Source organism: Segatella copri (assembly GCF_002224675.1).
Taxonomy (GTDB): domain Bacteria; phylum Bacteroidota; class Bacteroidia; order Bacteroidales; family Bacteroidaceae; genus Prevotella; species Prevotella copri_U.
On record NZ_NMPZ01000011.1, the window covers coordinates 99,517 to 118,245 of the forward strand.

Annotated in this window: 15 protein-coding genes; 9 read left to right on the forward strand and 6 right to left on the reverse strand. The window is 46.1% G+C overall.

Features of this window, described 5'->3' with window-relative positions:
* The first annotated feature begins 31 nt into the window (after positions 1-31).
* Positions 32-1,387, forward strand: a complete 1,356-nt coding sequence (ricT, locus tag CFT61_RS08675; RefSeq protein ID WP_089544046.1) for a regulatory iron-sulfur-containing complex subunit RicT — start codon at positions 32-34, stop codon at positions 1,385-1,387.
* A 2-nt stretch (positions 1,388-1,389) separates the two neighbouring features.
* Positions 1,390-1,872 carry a gliding motility lipoprotein GldH gene (locus CFT61_RS08680; protein ID WP_089544047.1) on the forward strand — a complete coding sequence of 161 codons (483 nt, stop codon included), beginning with the start codon at positions 1,390-1,392 and terminating at the stop codon, positions 1,870-1,872.
* A gap of 37 nt (positions 1,873-1,909) precedes the next feature.
* On the opposite strand, the gene rodA is transcribed toward CFT61_RS08680, so the two are convergent.
* From rodA to CFT61_RS08710, 6 genes are all read right to left on the reverse strand, one after another.
* Complete coding sequence (gene rodA, locus CFT61_RS08685; protein ID WP_089544048.1) at positions 1,910-3,382, reverse strand: rod shape-determining protein RodA; 1,473 nt, start codon at positions 3,380-3,382, stop codon at positions 1,910-1,912.
* A 75-nt stretch (positions 3,383-3,457) separates the two neighbouring features.
* A complete protein-coding gene (gene mrdA / locus CFT61_RS08690; RefSeq protein ID WP_089544049.1) occupies positions 3,458-5,308 on the reverse strand; it encodes a penicillin-binding protein 2 in 1,851 nt (616 codons plus the stop codon).
* Between the two features lie 63 nt (positions 5,309-5,371).
* Entirely contained in the window at positions 5,372-5,872 is a 501-nt protein-coding gene (mreD, locus tag CFT61_RS08695; RefSeq protein WP_089544050.1) for a rod shape-determining protein MreD, read from the reverse strand.
* Between the two features lie 33 nt (positions 5,873-5,905).
* Positions 5,906-6,784 carry a rod shape-determining protein MreC gene (gene mreC / locus CFT61_RS08700; RefSeq protein WP_089544051.1) on the reverse strand — a complete coding sequence of 293 codons (879 nt, stop codon included), beginning with the start codon at positions 6,782-6,784 and terminating at the stop codon, positions 5,906-5,908.
* An 83-nt stretch (positions 6,785-6,867) separates the two neighbouring features.
* Positions 6,868-7,890, reverse strand: a complete 1,023-nt coding sequence (locus CFT61_RS08705) for a rod shape-determining protein (RefSeq protein ID WP_006847875.1) — start codon at positions 7,888-7,890, stop codon at positions 6,868-6,870.
* Between the two features lie 112 nt (positions 7,891-8,002).
* The gene (locus tag CFT61_RS08710) at positions 8,003-8,596 is read right to left on the reverse strand and encodes an IMP cyclohydrolase (protein WP_089544052.1); all 594 of its coding nucleotides are present in this window, start codon (positions 8,594-8,596) and stop codon (positions 8,003-8,005) included.
* Positions 8,597-8,747: 151 nt separating this feature from the next.
* Here CFT61_RS08710 and CFT61_RS08715 point away from each other — a divergent pair, with 151 nt between their 5' ends.
* The 7 genes from CFT61_RS08715 to CFT61_RS08745 all read left to right on the forward strand — a co-directional run.
* Positions 8,748-8,936 carry a hypothetical protein gene (locus CFT61_RS08715; RefSeq protein WP_089544053.1) on the forward strand — a complete coding sequence of 63 codons (189 nt, stop codon included), beginning with the start codon at positions 8,748-8,750 and terminating at the stop codon, positions 8,934-8,936.
* Between the two features lie 31 nt (positions 8,937-8,967).
* Positions 8,968-11,484, forward strand: coding sequence for an ATP-dependent chaperone ClpB (gene clpB / locus CFT61_RS08720; RefSeq protein ID WP_089544054.1), 2,517 nt, complete (start codon positions 8,968-8,970; stop codon positions 11,482-11,484).
* Positions 11,485-11,784: 300 nt separating this feature from the next.
* Positions 11,785-12,111 (forward strand): hypothetical protein, encoded by a 327-nt coding sequence (locus CFT61_RS08725; RefSeq protein WP_089544055.1) that lies wholly within the window; start codon positions 11,785-11,787, stop codon positions 12,109-12,111.
* 386 nt (positions 12,112-12,497) lie between these two features.
* Positions 12,498-15,215, forward strand: coding sequence for a type I restriction endonuclease subunit R (locus CFT61_RS08730; protein WP_089544056.1), 2,718 nt, complete (start codon positions 12,498-12,500; stop codon positions 15,213-15,215).
* Positions 15,216-15,224: 9 nt separating this feature from the next.
* A complete protein-coding gene (locus CFT61_RS08735) occupies positions 15,225-16,658 on the forward strand; it encodes a type I restriction-modification system subunit M (protein WP_089544057.1) in 1,434 nt (477 codons plus the stop codon).
* Between the two features lies 1 nt (position 16,659).
* Positions 16,660-17,820 carry a PDDEXK nuclease domain-containing protein gene (locus CFT61_RS08740; RefSeq protein ID WP_089544058.1) on the forward strand — a complete coding sequence of 387 codons (1,161 nt, stop codon included), beginning with the start codon at positions 16,660-16,662 and terminating at the stop codon, positions 17,818-17,820.
* Positions 17,821-17,840: 20 nt separating this feature from the next.
* Positions 17,841-18,729 (forward strand): restriction endonuclease subunit S (locus CFT61_RS08745; RefSeq protein ID WP_176425552.1); only part of this gene is annotated, 889 nt, incomplete at its 3' end.

Below are 18,729 nucleotides of genomic sequence, written 5' to 3' on the forward strand. Positions count from 1 at the left end.
ATTAATCAATAAATAATAAATAGAATACATCGTGGATTATAAAAATATGAAATTCAAAATGTGGAATGGCTGTGATAGAGGTCTATGCTGCAAGGCTGTGGGTCGTCAGGACCGACAGCTCAACACATACGACTGGCTAGCCGACGTGCCAGGAAACGCTGAGAGCACCGACCTGGTGGAAGTGCAATTTAAAAATACCCGAAAGGGATATTATCACAATGTTAACAACCTCGACCTCAAGAAGGGCGACATCGTGGCTGTAGAGGCTAACCCGGGTCACGACGTGGGTGTAGTAACATTAACCGGCCGACTGGTAAAACTGCAGATCAAGAAGGCAAACCTCAAGTCGCAGGATGACATCAAGCGCATCTACCGACTTGCCAAGCAGGTGGACCTCGACAAGGCAAAGGAAGCCAAGAGCCGCGAACACGACACCATGATCCAGAGCCGTCAGATAGCCAAGGACCTGGGCCTGAAGATGAAAATCGGCGACGTGGAGTATCAGGGCGATGGCAACAAGGCCATCTTCTACTATATCGCTGATGAGCGTGTAGATTTCCGCCAGCTCATCAAGGTACTTGCCGATACCTTCCATGTCCGTATCGAGATGAAGCAGATTGGTGCACGTCAGGAGGCTGGCCGTATCGGCGGTACCGGTCCTTGCGGCAGAGAGCTCTGCTGCGCTACCTGGATGAAGAACTTCGTAAGTGTGAGCACCAATGCTGCACGCTACCAGGACATCTCGCTCAACCCTCAGAAGTTGGCTGGCATGTGCGCCAAACTGAAGTGCTGCCTCAACTACGAGGTAGATAACTATGTAGAGGCAAGCCGAAAGATGCCACCTAAGGATGCCGTGCTTCAGACTGCCGACGGCGAGTTCCATCAGTTCAAGGTAGATATCCTTGCCGGACTCATCACCTACTCTTCTGACAAGAACATGGCTTCCAACCTGGAGACCATCACAGCAGAACGTGTCAAGGAAATCATCGAGATGAATAAACAGGGCGAGAAACCGCTCAGCCTGATGGAGAATGGCAAGATGAAGGAAACTTCCAAGAGCATAGACCTGCTCAATGAGTCTGATCTCAGCCGATTCGACAAGGCGAAGAAAAAGAAGAAGAACAAGAACCGCAATGCGAACCGCCCGGAAAGAAACGAGAACCGCCAGCCAAACGGCAACCGTTCAGAGAAGGGAGATAACCGTCAGCCAAACGGCAATAACCGCAATAGGGATAATAGAAACAAGGGACCTCGCCAGCAGGGAAACAGACCTCAACAGGGCAATAACAATAAGCCTCAGCAAGGCAATAATAACAAGCCTCAGCAGGCAAACAACAACAAGCCGCAGCAGGGCGAGAATAACAAGCCACAGGAGGACAAGAAGTAAAAATGAAAAGACTGATTCATTTCGTTTTCATACTGGTGGCAACCATAGCCTTCAGCGCTTGCAATCATGCCAAGGTATATGATGAATATGCCCACACGCCGATTGCAGGATGGGAGAAGAACGATACCCTATCGTTCGAAATCCCTCCGATGGCTGCCACCGGCTATTACCGGCAGAGCCTGGGTCTGAGAACCACGGGTGCCTATCCGTTTACGGCATTGACACTCATCGTGAACCAGACCATCTACCCTGCCAACAAGGGCAAGCGTATCGAGAAGACTGATACCCTACTCTGCCAGCTCATCAACCAGCATGGCGAGAACAAGGGACAGGGCATCAGCTACTATCAGTACAACTTCCCTATCAATATCTATAAGATAAACAGAGGCGATTCCATCCATATCGCCATCCGCCATGATATGAAGCGAGAAATTCTTCCGGGTGTAAGCGACATCGGAGTGAAAATAACGAAAAATGACCAATGAGACGTATCTCACTGGTCATTTTTTTATGCTGTAAAATCTAGCTTCTTACCAGGTTTCTTCCGGCATCAATACGCAGGAAGATGAAAAGCAGGATGGTAAAGCCCCAGAGCGAACTACCTCCATAACTGAAGAATGGAAGCGGAATACCGATTACCGGCGTCAGTCCCAGCACCATTCCCACATTAATAAATAGGTGAAACAGGAATACCGAAAGCACACAATAGCCGTATATTCGTCCGAACTTGAAAGGTTGTCGCTCCGCCAAATGTATCAATCTCAATATCAACATCAGGAAGAGCAGCAGCACGCCTGCCGAACCCAGGAATCCTTCCTCCTCTCCTACCGTACAGAAGATGAAGTCGGTATCCTGCTCAGGCACGAACTTCAGCTTGGTCTGGGTTCCGTTCAGGAATCCCTTTCCCTGCAAGCCACCCGAACCGATGGCTATCTCACTCTGATGCACATTATATCCGGCACCCGCCAGGTCTTCGTCCAATCCCAGCAGCACATTAATACGCACTCGCTGGTGAGGTTCCATCACGTTGTTCAGCACGTAATCGGCACTGTAGAAGAAGGCAATACTTCCCATTGCGAATATCGAAATCAGGAAATAGTTGCGGAAGCGGGTCCTCAGACCGTGATACACCAGGAATCCGATCATCACCGCACAGAGCAGCAGCTGCACCCATACGATGTCAAACGGAATGATGTAGGTGGAGAAGAGTGCAAAGATGAGCGTGATGCCCACCGAGTAGCACAGGATGATGAGAGCATGCTTCCTGTTGCCCGTATAGCTGTTCACCAGTCCTGCCGTGAAGATCTGCACCAGCAGCAGCACCGTGAACTTTCCCACCGAGGTGTAGGTATCCCACATCGTCACGTTCTCGTACTTGATACCCACCACAAAGTAAACCACCATCGAGACTCCGGTAAAGAGGATGGCACCCGGCATTCCCTCGCGGTAAAGCATCAGGAAGAAGGCGGAATATACCAATGCCGAACCCGTCTCGCGCTGTCCCACGATACATATCATAGGCAAAATGATGATGCCCATAGCCGCCATGAAATGCTTCATTTTGTGGATATTGAATCCATAGCTGCACATAAACTTCGCCACAGCCAGCGCCGTAGCAAACTTACCGAACTCGGCAGGCTGCAGTCGCAGCGGTCCCAGCACCAGCCAGGAGTGCGAACCCTTGATGCTATGCGGATTGAATATCGTGGCAAAAAGCAGCAATATCAGCACGGCATAGATCACGTAGGCGAAGGTATCGAAAAAACGGTCGTCCATCATCAGGATGACGAAGCCCAGCGCAATGGAGGTACCTATCCATATAATCTGCATACCCGAACGGGCACCCAGACTGAAGATATCGTTGTCGCCATAGGTATAGCTGGCACCGCAGACACTGATCCAGCCGAAGCAGAGCAATGCCAGATAGATGCCGATGGTCCACCAGTCGAGCGAACGGAGAATACCAGCTGGTTGTTTATTATCTGATTGAGCCATTGTCTTTATTATTCAATGAATTGGAACTGCAGTCTCAGGATAGAAACTGCAGTTTTGATTTGAAACTTCAGTATATTATCTGCTACTAGAGCCGTAGGCAATTCTTCGTGCCTGCATCTGTGCCGCCTGACTTTCAGAAGCAGGAGAAAGCTTGCCTTTCAGATACTGCTCCATCATCAAACCTCCGATAGGCACACCGTAGTCGGCACCCCATCCACCATTCTCCACATACACGGCGATGGCGATTCTCGGATTGTTCATCGGAGCAAAGCCCATGAAAACAGAGTGGTCGTGACCACGGTTCTGAGCCGTACCGGTCTTGCCGCAAGCCTCGAAGTCGTAACGGGAGAGCATCTTACAGGTACCCTTCAGTGCCGAACTTCTCATACCAGCCACCACATAGTCATAGGCTCGCTTCGAAGCCTTGGTGTAATGACGGCGGGTATAAAGCGTATCGAGCGGTTCGCCCTGCACCTTACGCACTACGTGAGGCACATAGTAATAGCCTCGGTTGGCGATGGTGGCACCCAGATTGGCAATCTGCAGAGGAGTGAGATTCACCTCACCCTGTCCGATAGAGATACTGATGACGGTCAATCCGTTCCAGGAGCCCTTGTAGGCCTTGTCATAGAACTGTGCATTAGGAATCAGACCTCTCTTCTCGCCCGGCAAATCGATACCCAGCTTATAGCCGAATCCCATACTCACCATATAGTCTTTCCATACAGTCATCGCCTCCTGCACCGAACCATACTTCTTCTTGTTGCCTATCATATAATAAAGTCCCCAGCAGAAGTAACCGTTGCAGGAAGTACTGATGGCATCTACCAGCGCAATAGGCGACGGGTGGCCATGACATCCCACATGCAGACCTTTGTAAGAGAAACCATGATTACATGGGAAGGCTGTGCCCGGAGTGATGATTCCCTCGGTAAGATAAGTCAGCGCCTGGGAGGTCTTGAAGGTAGAACCCGGAGGATACTGTCCCATGATACTACGGTTCAAGAGCGGTTTCCAAGGGTTCTGCGAGAGCCACTTGTGCATCTTTCCCCTATTCTTGCCCACCAGTCGGCGCGGATCATAGGAAGGAGATGAAACCATCGCCAGCACCGATCCGTCTCTTGGGTCAATGGCAACGATACTTCCAATCTTGCCCTGCAGCAGTCTTTCGCCCAGAGCCTGAAGGTTGACATCGATACCCAGCGTCAGGTCCTTACCGGCAACAGGCCGCTGGTCGAGTTTTCCGTTCTGATAGCTTCCCTGTATTCTTCCGCGGGCATCGCGAAGCATAATCTTCACGCCCTTGGTACCTCGGAGCTCCTTCTCGTAATGCTTCTCCAGTCCCAGCTTACCGATATAGTCACCCGGCTGATAGTAGTCATCCTCCTCTATATCGCTTGGCGAAACCTCACCCACATCTCCCAGTACATGGGCAGCGTATGGATAGACATATTCTCTCACGCTTCGCTTCTGCACATAGAAACCGGGGAACCGGAACATCTTCTCCTGGAAGACGCTGAAGTCCTTGTCAGAAAGCTGACTCATGAAGAGCTGCTGGGTATATCGCGAGTATCCGGGATTCTTGTTTCTGTCCTTGATGGTCTCCATTCGCTTCTCGAAAGCCTCCTTGGTAATGCCCAGGGAGTTGCAGAAGTCCATCGTATCCAGACGTCCCTCCTGCTCCTTCATCACCACCATGATATCATAGGAAGGCGAATTATACACCATCAGCTTGCCGTTTCTGTCGTAGATAGCGCCACGCGAAGGGAACTCAATCTGCTTCAGGAAGGCATTGGAATCGGCATTCTTCTTATAATCCTCACTCATAATCTGAAGCGTAAAGAGACGAATGGCGTATATGACTACAATTGCTATAGCCACACCACCAATCACATACTTACGCTTATCAAGATTGTAATCCACCATATTATATATATAGCTGAAATTTTTTGTTTGATCTTTTACTGTTCTCTGTCTTGCAGCAAGGTTCTATCCCTTGCGGAAGCTCTCCAATGCCATGATGAGCAGCATCGTGATGACTGTACCGCCACCGATGCGGAGGAGCCACTCCATCCAATTGAAGAAATTGAAGGTCTCCAGAGTAAAGAATACCAGATTATAAACGAGTACGATAACCAACGTGTAGAGAACATACGAACCGACACCGATGGTGCGCATGGACGGCTCCAGGTCGTCGGCACTGTCTCTTGGCACGAAGAGTTCGAAAAGATAAGGCTGAAGCAGTCCGATGAAGGTCATCGAAGCTGCAGCTACTCCCGGCGTATTGGCAAACACGTCGATACAAAGTCCCATCATGAAGCTCCACAGCATCACCGACCAGCGTGGGTGGTTTCTGCGGAAATGGAGCACCATGAGAATATACAGCAAGGGGGTGGCGCAGTTGAACAAGTGGATATGGTTGAACACCAATCCCTGCACCAGCACGAGCACCACGAAGATGCCGAGTCGTTTTATCAAATCTATACTCATTGCTACTTATATATCTCCTCTTACTATGATCTTTTAATTTTTACCTTTGGCATTGCCGTCGGGCATGATACTATCCTGTGCAGCACGCATAATCTGAAGGCGTTCCTTCATTACGGCATCATCGATGACGCAGACATCACGCAGACGGGCAAAGTCGGTAGAAAGTCTCAACTGTACTCTATACGACAATCCATCAGCAGAATTAAACACGTGCAGAATCTTGCCCACTCTTACTCCCGGAGGGAACACAGCCGAATAGCCACTCGTTACTACGTAGTCGCCCAGCTTGAAGTGGGCATGGCGTGGCACCTCTTCCAGATATGCCAGTTCCGAAACGCCCCCCTTCCATCGCAGATAGCCGAAATAGCCTCTGCCCTGGATGGTACAACTGATATTCGACTTCACATTGAGCACTGGTATCACGATGCTGTAATGCTGAGCCACGAGATACACGATGCCCACCACTCCGGTACCGCTTATCACACCCATATCCTTATGGATGCCGTCAGCGCTACCCTTGTCGATGGTAATCAGGTTGTCTGGCTTGTCCAGGCTGTTGGCCACCACCTTGGCAGGGATGAGTCGGTAATTCTGAAGCAGCGCAAACTGGTCGCGGTGATAGATGGCACTATCCTTGGTTACTCCATAGAGGCTGTCGCTCAGCTGCTGCACCTGCTGCTCCAGATAGGCATTCCGCTGGGTAAGTTCCTGGTTCACCTTGGTCAGGGAGAAGAAAGTCTCCACGTTGGCATCCCATTCATAAATCTTGCCCGTCACGGCATTGGCTGTAGAAAACCACGCACTGCCCTGGTAGCTGTTATACTGGAACAGAAGCACCATGCTCACCACCTCCAGAATCACGAAGACAAACCAATGGTTGTATTTCTGCAAAAACTCTAAAAGGTTGTGCATACTTTAAAAAATGAATCTGTATATGATTAAAATTCCGCAAATGGGCACAAGTGGTCCAGATGCGGAATTTAAATATCTTGAAATTATCTCATCAGGAATGAGAAACGATCCACATTCTTCAATGCGATACCGGCACCCTTAGCCACACTGTGCAATGGATCCTCGGCGATATGGAATGGGATGTTGATCTTGTCCTGAAGTCGCTTGTCGAGACCGCGGAGCAGAGCACCACCACCTGAAAGCCAGATACCGTTCTTCACGATGTCGGCATAAAGCTCTGGTGGAGTATTCTCGAGAGCAGAGAGTACTGCATTCTCTATCTTGGCTACAGTCTTGTCCAGACAGTGAGCAATCTCCTGATAGCATACAGGCACCTCCATTGGGAGCGCTGTGATACGGTTAGGACCGTGAACGATGAAGTCTTCAGGAGCCTCATCACCCAAATCTGTCAGGGCAGAACCCACATGAATCTTGATACGCTCAGCCATACGCTCAGAAACCTTCACGTTGTGCTGGCGGCTCATATACTCCTGGATGTCGGCTGTCAGGTCGTCACCGGCAGTACGGATAGAGTTGTTGGATACGATACCACCCAGAGAGATGACTGCAATCTCGGTGCTACCACCACCTATATCAACTATCATGTTACCTTCTGGTGCCTCTACGTCGATACCGATACCGATAGCAGCAGCCATAGGTTCAAAAATCAAATATACGTCGCGACCGTCGGCATGCTCGGCAGAGTCGCGTACGGCACGGAGCTCTACCTCGGTAGAACCGGAAGGCACACCAATCACCATACGGAGTGAAGGTGAGAACAGTCGGCTTCCTGTATGAACCATCTTGATAAGTCCACGCATCATCTGCTCGCAGGCAGTAAAGTCGGCGATAACGCCATCACGCAAAGGACGGATTGTACGGATGTTGTCATGAGTCTTCTCGTACATCATCTTTGCCTTCTCGCCTACAGCAATCATTTTGTCGGTACGGCGGTCGAGGGCAACAACAGAAGGTTCGTCCACTACAATCTTATCATCACTGATAATGATGGTATTGGCGGTACCCAAGTCCATTGCGATTTCCTGAATAAATGAAAAAAATCCCATTTGCTAATGTAAATCTAATATTTTAAGCTTAAAATCTTTCCTTTGTAGTCATCTTCCCGCCCTCGCTTTCAAGAGCGGGAAGAGTTGCGAGATGAATAGGTTTACCTCTTTATTACTTGGCAAACCAAGCGTGGATAGCAGTATCATAGTGAGAACTTACGCCGAATGCACGCTCTGCGAACATCTTGCGGTCCTCAATGTCGGTTTCAGCACCCTTCTTCTTCAGGATGTCGAGAAGCACACTGTACTCAGCCTTGCTAGGAACGATAACCACGTCCTTGAAGTTCTTGGCACCGGCACGGATCAGGGAGATACCGCCGATATCAATCTTCTCGATGATGTCGGCATCGCTGGCGCCGCTGGCTACAGTCTGCTCAAATGGATAGAGATCCACGATAACGAGGTCGATAGAAGGAATCTCATACTCCTTCATCTGCTCCTGGTCGCCCTCATTGTCGCGACGGGCCAAGATACCTCCAAATATTTTTGGATGAAGAGTCTTCACACGACCACCGAGGATTGATGGATATGTGGTGACATCCTCAACTTTTTCACATTCATAACCCAAAGATTCGATAAACTTCTGAGTACCACCTGTGCTCAGGAACTTAACACCCTCTTCATTCAACTTGGCGAGCAACTCGTCCAAGCCATCCTTGTGAAAGACAGACACCAAAGCTGTCTTGATCTTCTTTGTTTCAGCCATTGACTTTATATATTACGAATTTTTATATTCAATATGGTTTCTAAAAACGCTGCAAAGATACAAAGAATATTTGAAATACACAAATATTTAATACCTATTATCACATTATTTAAAGGATATTTGCGATAAATCAAGTAATGGTTCAGCCATTTTGACAGAAGTTTTTCTGCGAATAGGGAAAAAGGAAGGAAAAAACAGACAAAATGTCAGAAAAACGCCCAAAAACGCGCAATGGGCACGCTATTCGCATCCACGGATTGCGATGCTGGAAGCCAGCAAGGCTGAAGCATCATCCAAGGCTGAAAGTCCGGAAGAACTGAAGCCAGACAACAAGAAGTAGAACAAATAACATTTAGAAAGGAGATCAAGATATGACATTCGACAAATTTACAATCAAGGCGCAGGAAGCGGTGCAGGCCGCTGTGAACATAGCGCAGAGAAATGGTCAGCAGACCATCGAACCGGTGCATCTTCTCAGTGGTATCATCGAGAAAGCACCTGATGTAACCAACTACATCTTCCAGAAGCTAGGCATGAACGGCAATCAGATTGCCATGCTCCTGCAGCAGGAGATGCAGCACCTGCCTCGTGTGCAGGGTGCCGGTCAGCCATACCTCTCGGGCGATACCAACCAGATATTGATCAACGCCGAGGACATCGCCAAGAAGATGGGAGATGAATTCGTAAGCGTGGAGCCTATCCTCCTCGCTATCCTCAAAGGCAACTCTACCGCTGCCCGAATCCTCAAGGATGCGGGTGCCAACGAGAAGGACCTCACCGCAGCCATCCAGGCTTTGCGACAGGGTCAGAACGTGAAGAGCCAGAGTGCCGACGAGAACTATCAGAGTCTTGAAAAATATGCCAAGAATCTGGTAGAACAGGCTCGCAGCGGCAAGCTCGACCCAGTGATTGGCCGTGATGAAGAGATTCGAAGAGTTCTTCAGATTCTCTCTCGCCGCACCAAGAACAATCCTATCCTTATCGGTGAGCCTGGTACAGGTAAAACCGCTATCGTTGAGGGACTTGCAGAGCGTATCGTCCGTGGCGATGTGCCTGAGAATCTGAAGAACAAGCAGCTCTATTCGCTCGATATGGGTGCACTGGTTGCCGGTGCCAAATACAAGGGTGAGTTTGAGGAGCGCCTGAAGAGCGTCATCAAGGAGGTAACCAATGCCAACGGTCAGATTATCCTCTTCATCGATGAGATTCATACCCTGGTAGGTGCTGGCGGTGGCGAAGGTGCCATGGATGCAGCCAACATCCTGAAGCCAGCCTTGGCTCGTGGTGAACTGAGAGCCATCGGTGCCACTACCCTCAACGAGTATCAGAAGTACTTCGAGAAGGATAAGGCGCTGGAACGTCGATTCCAGACTGTGATGGTGAATGAGCCAGACGAGGTAGATGCCATCAGCATTCTTCGTGGTATCAAGGAGCGTTACGAGAACCACCACAAGGTTCGTATTCAGGATGATGCCTGCATAGCAGCTGTCAAGTTATCTGAGAGATATATTTCTGATAGATTTCTTCCTGATAAGGCCATCGACCTGATGGATGAAGCCGCAGCCAAGCTTCGTATGGAGCGTGACTCCGTGCCAGAGGAACTGGATGAAATCACCCGTCACTTGAAGCAGTTGGAAATTGAACGTGAGGCCATTAAGCGTGAGAACGACCAGCCTAAGATTCAGCAGCTCGACAAGGAGATTGCTGAGTTGAAGGATAAGGAGCATGACTTCCGTGCAAAGTGGGAAGGCGAAAAGGCTCTTGTCAATAAAATTCAGCAAGACAAGCAGGAGATGGAGAATCTCAAGTTCGAAGCTGAGCGCATGGAGCGTGAAGGCAATTACGAACGTGTAGCCGAGATTCGCTACTCTAAGCTGGTAGCCCTTGAAGAGGACATCAAGAAGATTCAGGAGCAGCTGAAGAGCACCCAGGGCGGTGAGGCAATGATCCGTGAAGAGGTGACTGCCGATGATATTGCAGAGGTAGTAAGCCGCTGGACCGGAATACCAGTAAGCCGAATGATGCAGAGCGAACGTGAGAAACTGCTCCATCTGGAGGAGGAACTCCACAAGAGAGTCATCGGTCAGGACGAGGCAATCACTGCCGTAAGTGATGCCGTTCGCCGCAGCCGTGCCGGTTTGCAGGATCCAAAGCGTCCTATCGCCAGCTTCATCTTCCTCGGTACCACCGGTGTAGGTAAGACCGAGCTTGCCAAGGCACTTGCCGAGTATCTCTTCAACGACGAGTCGATGATGACCCGAATAGATATGAGTGAGTATCAGGAAAAGTTCAGTGTCACCCGTTTGATTGGAGCGCCTCCGGGGTATGTAGGATACGATGAGGGTGGCCAGTTGACCGAGGCTGTTCGCCGCAAGCCATACAGTGTGGTTCTCTTCGATGAGATTGAGAAGGCTCATCCAGATGTCTTCAACACCCTGCTTCAGGTATTGGACGATGGCCGATTGACCGACAACAAGGGTCGTGTAGTCAACTTCAAGAACACCATCATCATCATGACTTCCAATGCGAGCCGTGAGATGTTGAAGAAGACCTTCCGTCCTGAGTTCCTGAACCGTATCGACGACATCATCACCTTCCAGCCATTGACCAAGGATCAGATTGCCAAGGTTGTTGAGTTGCAGATGAACAGAGCCAAGAAGATGTTGGAGCCTCAGGGCTTCGATCTCCGCTGGACTCCAGCCGCCATCGGTTATCTTGCCGAGGTAGGTTACGACCCAGAGTTTGGTGCCCGCCCAGTAAAGCGTGCCATCCAGGATTACGTTCTGAACGATTTGAGCAAGAAGATTCTTGCCGAGGAAGTAAGTCGCGAGAAGCCAATTACCATTGACTACTCAGAGGCAAACGGCATCGAGTTTAAGAATCTCTAAAAGATAGGTTTTTATCATTTCCTATTATATGAGAAAGGTTCCTTCGGGGAGTAACATCCCCGTCGGGACCTTTTTTTATGCATGCATTCCCCAACTTTTTGGGGAATATTTCCACAGAGTTTCCTCACATTCCACACCATTCATTTTTGGCATAAAACACATAAATACCTGATTATCAACACAAAGCCATTTTTCTCATCTTTTTGGCACGCAGATTGTGACTATGATGAGCGGGTTCGATAATGAATCCACAAACAAATAAGTAACATCAATTAGTAACAATTTTAAAAAGATAAGATTATGAAGAAGTTTATGTTTGCAGCTATCGCAGCTTTGGTTATGGTTTCAGTAAGCAACGTTTTTGCATCAAGCAAAATGGTTAGTAACGCTCAGGTTGCTCCTGTTGATACAGTAGCTCCAGATGCACCTTCAGATTCATTGGCAGTAGATGCTCCAGTTCAGCCACAGGCTGCAGCAGAGGATTCTACCCAGCAGGAGAATACAACAGAGGAGACTCCAGCAACAACAGAAGATTCTACCCAGCAGGAAACTACTGAGCAGAAGGAGACTACAGAACAGCAGACAGTAGATCAGACAGCTACAGAGCAGCAGACTATTGCTGAATAATAAAATAGGAAAAGACAATTCATTTTGCAGGCGTTATACAAGAAAGAATAGATTAGGTTAGTTTTTTTAAAAGGTAATAAGACTTATTCAGGTTTCCATAGAATTTACATGATTTTCAAATATAAGATAGAATTTTAGGTTCGGTTTAGTGAAAAGTGAAGTCTGTTGGCAGTGATGCCAGCAGACTTCTTGCGTTTCACGACAGTTTTATTTCATGAGATTTTATATTGGTAAGGAAAGGTTGTCTATCGAAACCAACAAGAGTTTTCTTTAAAAAGTTGAGAAACTATCCATAAAAGACAAAAAAGCATAAATAGTGAATCATATAAATGGTCAAGTGAAATATTATCATTATCTTTGTAACTAAAATAATAGGTAACAAAACTATGACGCCAGAAGAAAAAGCAAGAGTCAAAATAGACCAATGGTTTGCTGATGCAGGATGGAAGGTTGTCAATCGGGATGAATACGAGCCTACCATCTCAGCCGTAGCTATTCGTGAGGGATTGCTCAAAGGCAATCTTGAAGCAGATTATTTCCTGTTTATCAATGGGAAAGCTGTCGGTGTGCTCGAAGCTAAACGAGAAGAAATTAATATTTCTTCCAATATTGTGAGTGAACAGGCTATCACATATGCAAAGAGTGTACCTGACTGTTATCAAGCCTGGCAAAAACCTTTGCCTTTCCTTTTTAAATCAAATGGCAAGGAAATAGAGTTTTTTGATTATAGACATCGTGAAACTTCAGAATGGGAAACTATCAGCCGCATTCTTACTCCTAAGGAAATAGTAAAGATGTTAGGTATAGACGACCCTTTTGCCGGACTTCCTACATTGAATAAGAAAGGTCTGCGAGAATGCCAATATGAGGCAGTCACGGAATTGGAGAAGAGCTTCCGTATAGGGCAAAATCGTGCATTGATGGTTCTAGCTACTGGTGCCGGCAAAACATATACGGCATGTCTCACGGCCTATCGCATGCTTAGCTATACTCCTATGCGTCGTGTTCTGTTTCTTGTTGACCGCAATAACCTCGGAAAACAGGCAGAAACAGAGTTTGGCACATTCCGCCTTACGGAAACTGGTGATGCCTTCAATACTATCTATGCAGTCAACAGGTTGAAGTCGGCTGAAGTACCAACAGACAGCAATGTGGTTATCTGTACCATACAAAGATTATTCTCACTCTTAAAAGGAGAAGAGATTACGGATACAGATGATGACGATGAAGATACAGCTGATGGTGAAGTAACATTACCAGACAACCCAAACTTACCACACGATTTCTTCGACCTTATCATTATAGATGAGTGTCACCGTTCTATTTATGGCAACTGGCGCAAGGTGCTAGAATACTTTGATACAGCTCGCCTTATTGGTCTTACAGCGACACCAATTTCAGAAACGATGGCATTCTTCAACAACAACCGTGTTGTAAACTATACGCTTGAGCAGTCAGTCATAGATGGTGTCAACGTCGATAGCCGCATCTATCGAATCAGAACAAAGGTAACAGAAGAAGGTGGAGCTATTATGCAAGGTCAGAAAACCAAAGTTGAGACTCGATACACTGGTGAAGTTAAAACCGTAAGCACAAAAGAAACGAAGACTTATACGAAAGAAGAGTTAAATCGAAGCATCATCAACCCTGCCCAGATAAAACTTATTCTTTCCACTTATCGTGATGCTGTCTATACAGAAATGTTCAATGACCCTCAAAGAGAGCCTAACATGGACTATCTGCCAAAGACCCTCATCTTTGCGCTCAACGAGAACCATGCAACAAATATCGTTCAAATTGCTAAAGAAGTTTTTGGACGCACGGATGACCGCTTTGTTCAGAAGATAACCTATTCAGCAGGAGATAGCAATGAACTGATACGCCAGTTTCGTAACGACAAGGACTTTCGCATTGCCGTAACCTGTACTCTTGTGGCAACAGGAACAGATGTAAAGCCTCTGGAAGTCGTGATGTTTATGCGTGATGTGGCTTCAGCTCCCCTCTATACACAGATGAAAGGTCGTGGAGTCCGGACAATAGGTGATGAACAGCTGCGCAACGTGACACCTAATGCAATAAGCAAAGACTGTTTCTTCCTTGTTGATGCAGTAGGAGTAACCGAACATGAGCATATCATACCAGGTCAGTATGAAGGTCCAGAGACAGAGACCATCACATTAAAAGAACTATTGGAACGTATCGCTCATGGAAATCTGCCAGACAATTACCTCAAGCGACTTGCTGCCACATTATCCAGACTTTACAATAAGGCAGATAATGCACAGCGACAGGAATTTGTCCGCATCGCTCATGATGACATGCTGGAAATTGCTCAACGCATCTATAATGCTCTCGATTCTGAGCACCAGCCACAATTGCCACCATACGTAGATATCAATGAACCTAACAATGAACGTAAGGGTTTGGTATCTCCGATAGCTAATCATGCCAATGTCTGTAAGTACATACTGATTCTTGCAGCTGGTTTTGTCAACACGCTGATGCCAGGAGAAGATACGCTCATATCCAAAGGTTTCTCTATAGAAGAGGCTCAAAGTACCACAGATGCATTTGAGCAATATTGCTGCGACCACAGTGATGACATAGAAGCTTTACGCATTCTATATAATAACGAGGGCGAACCTATCACCTATTCCATGCTGAAAGACTTGGAAAACAAGTTGAAGATGGAGAACAACCGCTTTGCCCAAAAGCTCTTATGGAATTCATACGCCATCGTATATGGTGATAAAGTACGCCGCACGACCAGGAAGGAAGAATCGGAGGCTCTTACCAACATCATCCAACTGGTACGCTTCGCTTACCATCAGACAGCAAAACTGGAAAGTGCCTATCCTACGGCTCGAAGTATGTTTAATCTTTGGTATGGTCGAAAACAGATGGATATAACAGCGAAGCAGAAAGATTTGATAGGCAAGATAGTGGAATACATCGCAGCCAATGGAGCCTGCAACGTGCGAGAGATAAGGAAGAACGATGTCACCCATGCAGCCCAATTGATTGCAGCTTTCGGAAACATGAAGAAAGCTGACGAGGCTTTGGATTCCGTATATAAATTTATAGTATTAAGAACAACTGCATAGTATATAGATATGGCTAAAAATATAACAACTGAGCAAACGCTCACAAAAAAGGTATGGAATCTTGCTACGACATTAGCAGGAGTCGGAGTAGGATTTACAGATTACATCACACAACTCACCTATCTTCTTTTCTTAAAGATGGATGACGAGAATATGGAACTCTTTGGAGAGGATTCATCCATACCTGTTGGGTATAGATGGAAAGACTTGACAGGCTTGGATGGCTATGATCTCGTAAAGCAATATGAGAGTACACTCAAACTATTAAGTCAACAAGATGACCTCATCGGCACCATCTATACCAAAGCACAAAACAAGATTGACAAACCTGTCTATCTTAAGAAGGTAATCACTATGATAGATGAAGAGCAATGGCTCATCATGGATGGTGATGTAAAAGGTGCTATATATGAAAGCATCTTGGAGAAAAATGGTCAAGATAAAAAAAGTGGTGCTGGTCAGTACTTTACCCCACGTCCACTGATTAAAGCTATGGTTGACTGCTTGCAACCCCAAATTGGTGAGACTGTATGCGACCCCGCCTGTGGTACTGGTGGCTTCTTGCTTGCTGCCTACGATTACATGAAGGAACAAAGCCAGAATCGTGATAAATTGGACTTTTTGAACAACAAAGCGTTACATGGCAATGATATCACCCCACTTGTGGTTACACTTGCCTCCATGAACCTTTATCTTCATGGTATAGGCACAGACCACAGCCCTATCGTATGCGAGGACTCTTTGGAGAAAGAACCTTCCACCTTGGTGGATGTCATCCTTGCCAACCCTCCATTTGGCACACGCCCTGCCGGTTCTGTTGAAATCAATCGTCCAGACTTCTATGTTGAAACCAAGAACAACCAGCTCAACTTCCTTCAGCATATGATGCTGATGCTCAAAACTGGCGGACGTGCAGCAGTAGTCCTACCAGACAATGTTCTTTTTGAAGGCAACGCAGGAGAGACCATCCGCAAGAAACTCTTGTCGGATTTCAATCTCCATACCATTCTCCGTTTACCTACAGGCATTTTCTATGCACAGGGAGTAAAGGCAAACGTACTATTCTTTACCAAGGGACAGCCAACTAAGAATATTTGGTTCTACGACTATCGCACTGGTGTAAAACACACCTTGGCTACGAACAAGTTAGAGCGTCACCACCTCGATGACTTTGTAACCTGCTATCATGCTGAGGACATCAATGCCCGCAAAGAGACATATGATGCAGACAAGAACCCATCTGGCAGATGGCGCAAGTATAGCATTGATGAAATCATGGCTCGTGACAAGACAAGTCTTGATATCATTTGGATAAAACAGGGTAATGATACTGAAGATTTACCATTGAGCCAATTGATGTCAAACATCAAGGAACAGAGCATGAATATCAGCAAGGCCGTAAGCGAGTTGGAGAAATTATTGAGTGGAATAAAGGAGGTATAAAATGGACAAAAGTTTGACAAACACTAACATCGAACAGCAGTTTACTGAAGTCGTAAATCTGATAGTTCAGCATCGAAGTAAAGCGTCTATGGCTGTCAATAAGGAGATGCTGCTCACAGCGTGGCATGTAGGTGCCTATGTTTCCAAGAAGTTAAAAAGTGAGGAATGGGGAAGCAAGGTTATTTCCCAACTATCTGAATATATCCGTTCTCAACATCCTGAGATAAAAGGATATAGTAGAAGAAACATATATAATATGGTGATGTTCTATGATGAATATTCTACGGAAACTTTCACTACGATAGTAAATAAGTACCTTGATGCAGAATTTGTGCAGCCAATGGCTGCACAAATTGAAGTAAAACAATTAGTATCGAAAAGTAAGGCAATACAATCAAAAAATGGTGCTGCTGCATTTGTGCAGCCACTGGCTGCACAAATGCCTAAAATTTTGGAGTTGACAACGTTCACTAACCATATAGAAATACTATGTCGTTGTAAGCGTTATGAACAGCGGTTATTCTATATTCTTTATGCACATAAAGAAAAACTAGGAAAAAGAGAGATGCAGCGCTGTATTGACAATGATACTTTTTCCAATCTTCTCGGAAATAAAAGTAATATGTCGAAGGGATTATTAGAGCAATATCCTGATGCTCCTATTATGTTTAAAGACACTGTGTTTTTAGATTTTCTTGGGTTACCAAAGAAATACAATGAAAGCAAATTGAAGAATGGATTAATAGAGCATATGAAGCAATTTATTCTCGAATTAGGTAAAGATTTCATCTTTATGGACCAAGAGTATCCGCTCACCGTTGGTGCATCTACCTATAAGGCAGACTTGCTGTTTTTTCATCGCGGTCTCCAGGCACTTGTTGCGGTGGAATTGAAGAAAACCAAATTCCATCCTCGAGATCTTGGTCAATTAGAGTTTTACCTTGAAGCTCTTGACCGTGATGTGAAACGTTCCAACGAGAACCCTTCTATTGGCATCATTTTATGTCCTGATGTGGACAAGGTTGTTGTTGAATATGCTATGAGTCGCAGCATGAGTCCTACGATGGTGGCGGAATATAAGCGTATCTTAATTCCGCAAGAAAAAATGCAACAACAATTAAGGGAATTCTGTCAGTTCTTCTCAAAAGAAGATAAATCTTAAAATTAATAGACAAATTAATAATGGACACAAAAGCATTAAGACAAAAGATACTCGACCTTGCTATTCACGGCAAGCTCGTTCCACAAGATCCCAACGATGAGCCTGCATCGGTGCTGCTCGAACGTATCCGTGCAGAAAAAGAAAGACTCATCAAAGAGGGAAAAATTAAGAAGGGAAAGAAGTCTGCAAAGACTTCTGATAAGCCGCATTATCCCTTTGAACTGCCGAAGGGGTGGGAATGGGTAACTTTAGAAGACATTTGTGCAAAATTCTCAACAGGACCTTTTGGCTCAATGGTGCATAAATCAGACTACGTAACAGCTAATGGCGTTCCTATTGTAAACCCTGCAAATATAGTCAATGGTACTATATCAAGCAAGAACATTATGTATATATCAAAAGACAAATCTATTGAACTAGAACGATATAAATTAGAAGTCAATGACATAGTGTTAGCTCGTAGAGGAGATTTGACAAAATGCACTATTGTAGGCAATGAGCAAGTTGACTTTATTTGCGGAACAGGTTCATTTTTCCTTCATTTAATATCAGTATTGCCACAGTATTTCCAACTTGTTTATATGTCTTCGTATGTGCAAATAATTCTTACAACAGAATGCGTAGGGGCAACTATGAACAATTTGAACCAGAGTGTGTTAAGCCAGATATTATTTCCATTACCACCATTAGCTGAACAAAAAAGAGTAGTAGCAAGAACAAAGTACATGCTGTCCATTATAACAACTTTGGATAATGAACAATATAGCTTACATACTACAATAAAGCAAGCAAAGGCAAAAGTTCTTGACCTTGCCATTCACGGCAAACTTGTACCGCAAGACCCGAATGACGAGCCTGCCAGCGAACTGCTCAAACGCATCAATCCAAAGGCAGAAATCACTTGTGATA

Bases quoted from the DNA above. Each gene is read 5' to 3' on its own strand.
- CFT61_RS08710 (WP_089544052.1), bottom strand. From the start codon at position 8,596: ATGGCTGAAACAAAGAAGATCAAGACAGCTTTGGTGTCTGTCTTTCAC.
- mrdA (WP_089544049.1), bottom strand. From the start codon at position 5,308: ATGGTGGATTACAATCTTGATAAGCGTAAGTATGTGATTGGTGGTGTG.
- CFT61_RS08740 (WP_089544058.1), top strand. From the start codon at position 16,660: ATGGACAAAAGTTTGACAAACACTAACATCGAACAGCAGTTTACTGAA.
- CFT61_RS08735 (WP_089544057.1), top strand. From the start codon at position 15,225: ATGGCTAAAAATATAACAACTGAGCAAACGCTCACAAAAAAGGTATGG.
- CFT61_RS08680 (WP_089544047.1), top strand. From the start codon at position 1,390: ATGAAAAGACTGATTCATTTCGTTTTCATACTGGTGGCAACCATAGCC.
- CFT61_RS08705 (WP_006847875.1), bottom strand. From the start codon at position 7,890: ATGGGATTTTTTTCATTTATTCAGGAAATCGCAATGGACTTGGGTACC.
- rodA (WP_089544048.1), bottom strand. From the start codon at position 3,382: ATGGCTCAATCAGATAATAAACAACCAGCTGGTATTCTCCGTTCGCTC.
- mreC (WP_089544051.1), bottom strand. From the start codon at position 6,784: ATGCACAACCTTTTAGAGTTTTTGCAGAAATACAACCATTGGTTTGTC.
- mreD (WP_089544050.1), bottom strand. From the start codon at position 5,872: ATGAGTATAGATTTGATAAAACGACTCGGCATCTTCGTGGTGCTCGTG.
- clpB (WP_089544054.1), top strand. From the start codon at position 8,968: ATGACATTCGACAAATTTACAATCAAGGCGCAGGAAGCGGTGCAGGCC.
- CFT61_RS08725 (WP_089544055.1), top strand. From the start codon at position 11,785: ATGAAGAAGTTTATGTTTGCAGCTATCGCAGCTTTGGTTATGGTTTCA.
- CFT61_RS08730 (WP_089544056.1), top strand. From the start codon at position 12,498: ATGACGCCAGAAGAAAAAGCAAGAGTCAAAATAGACCAATGGTTTGCT.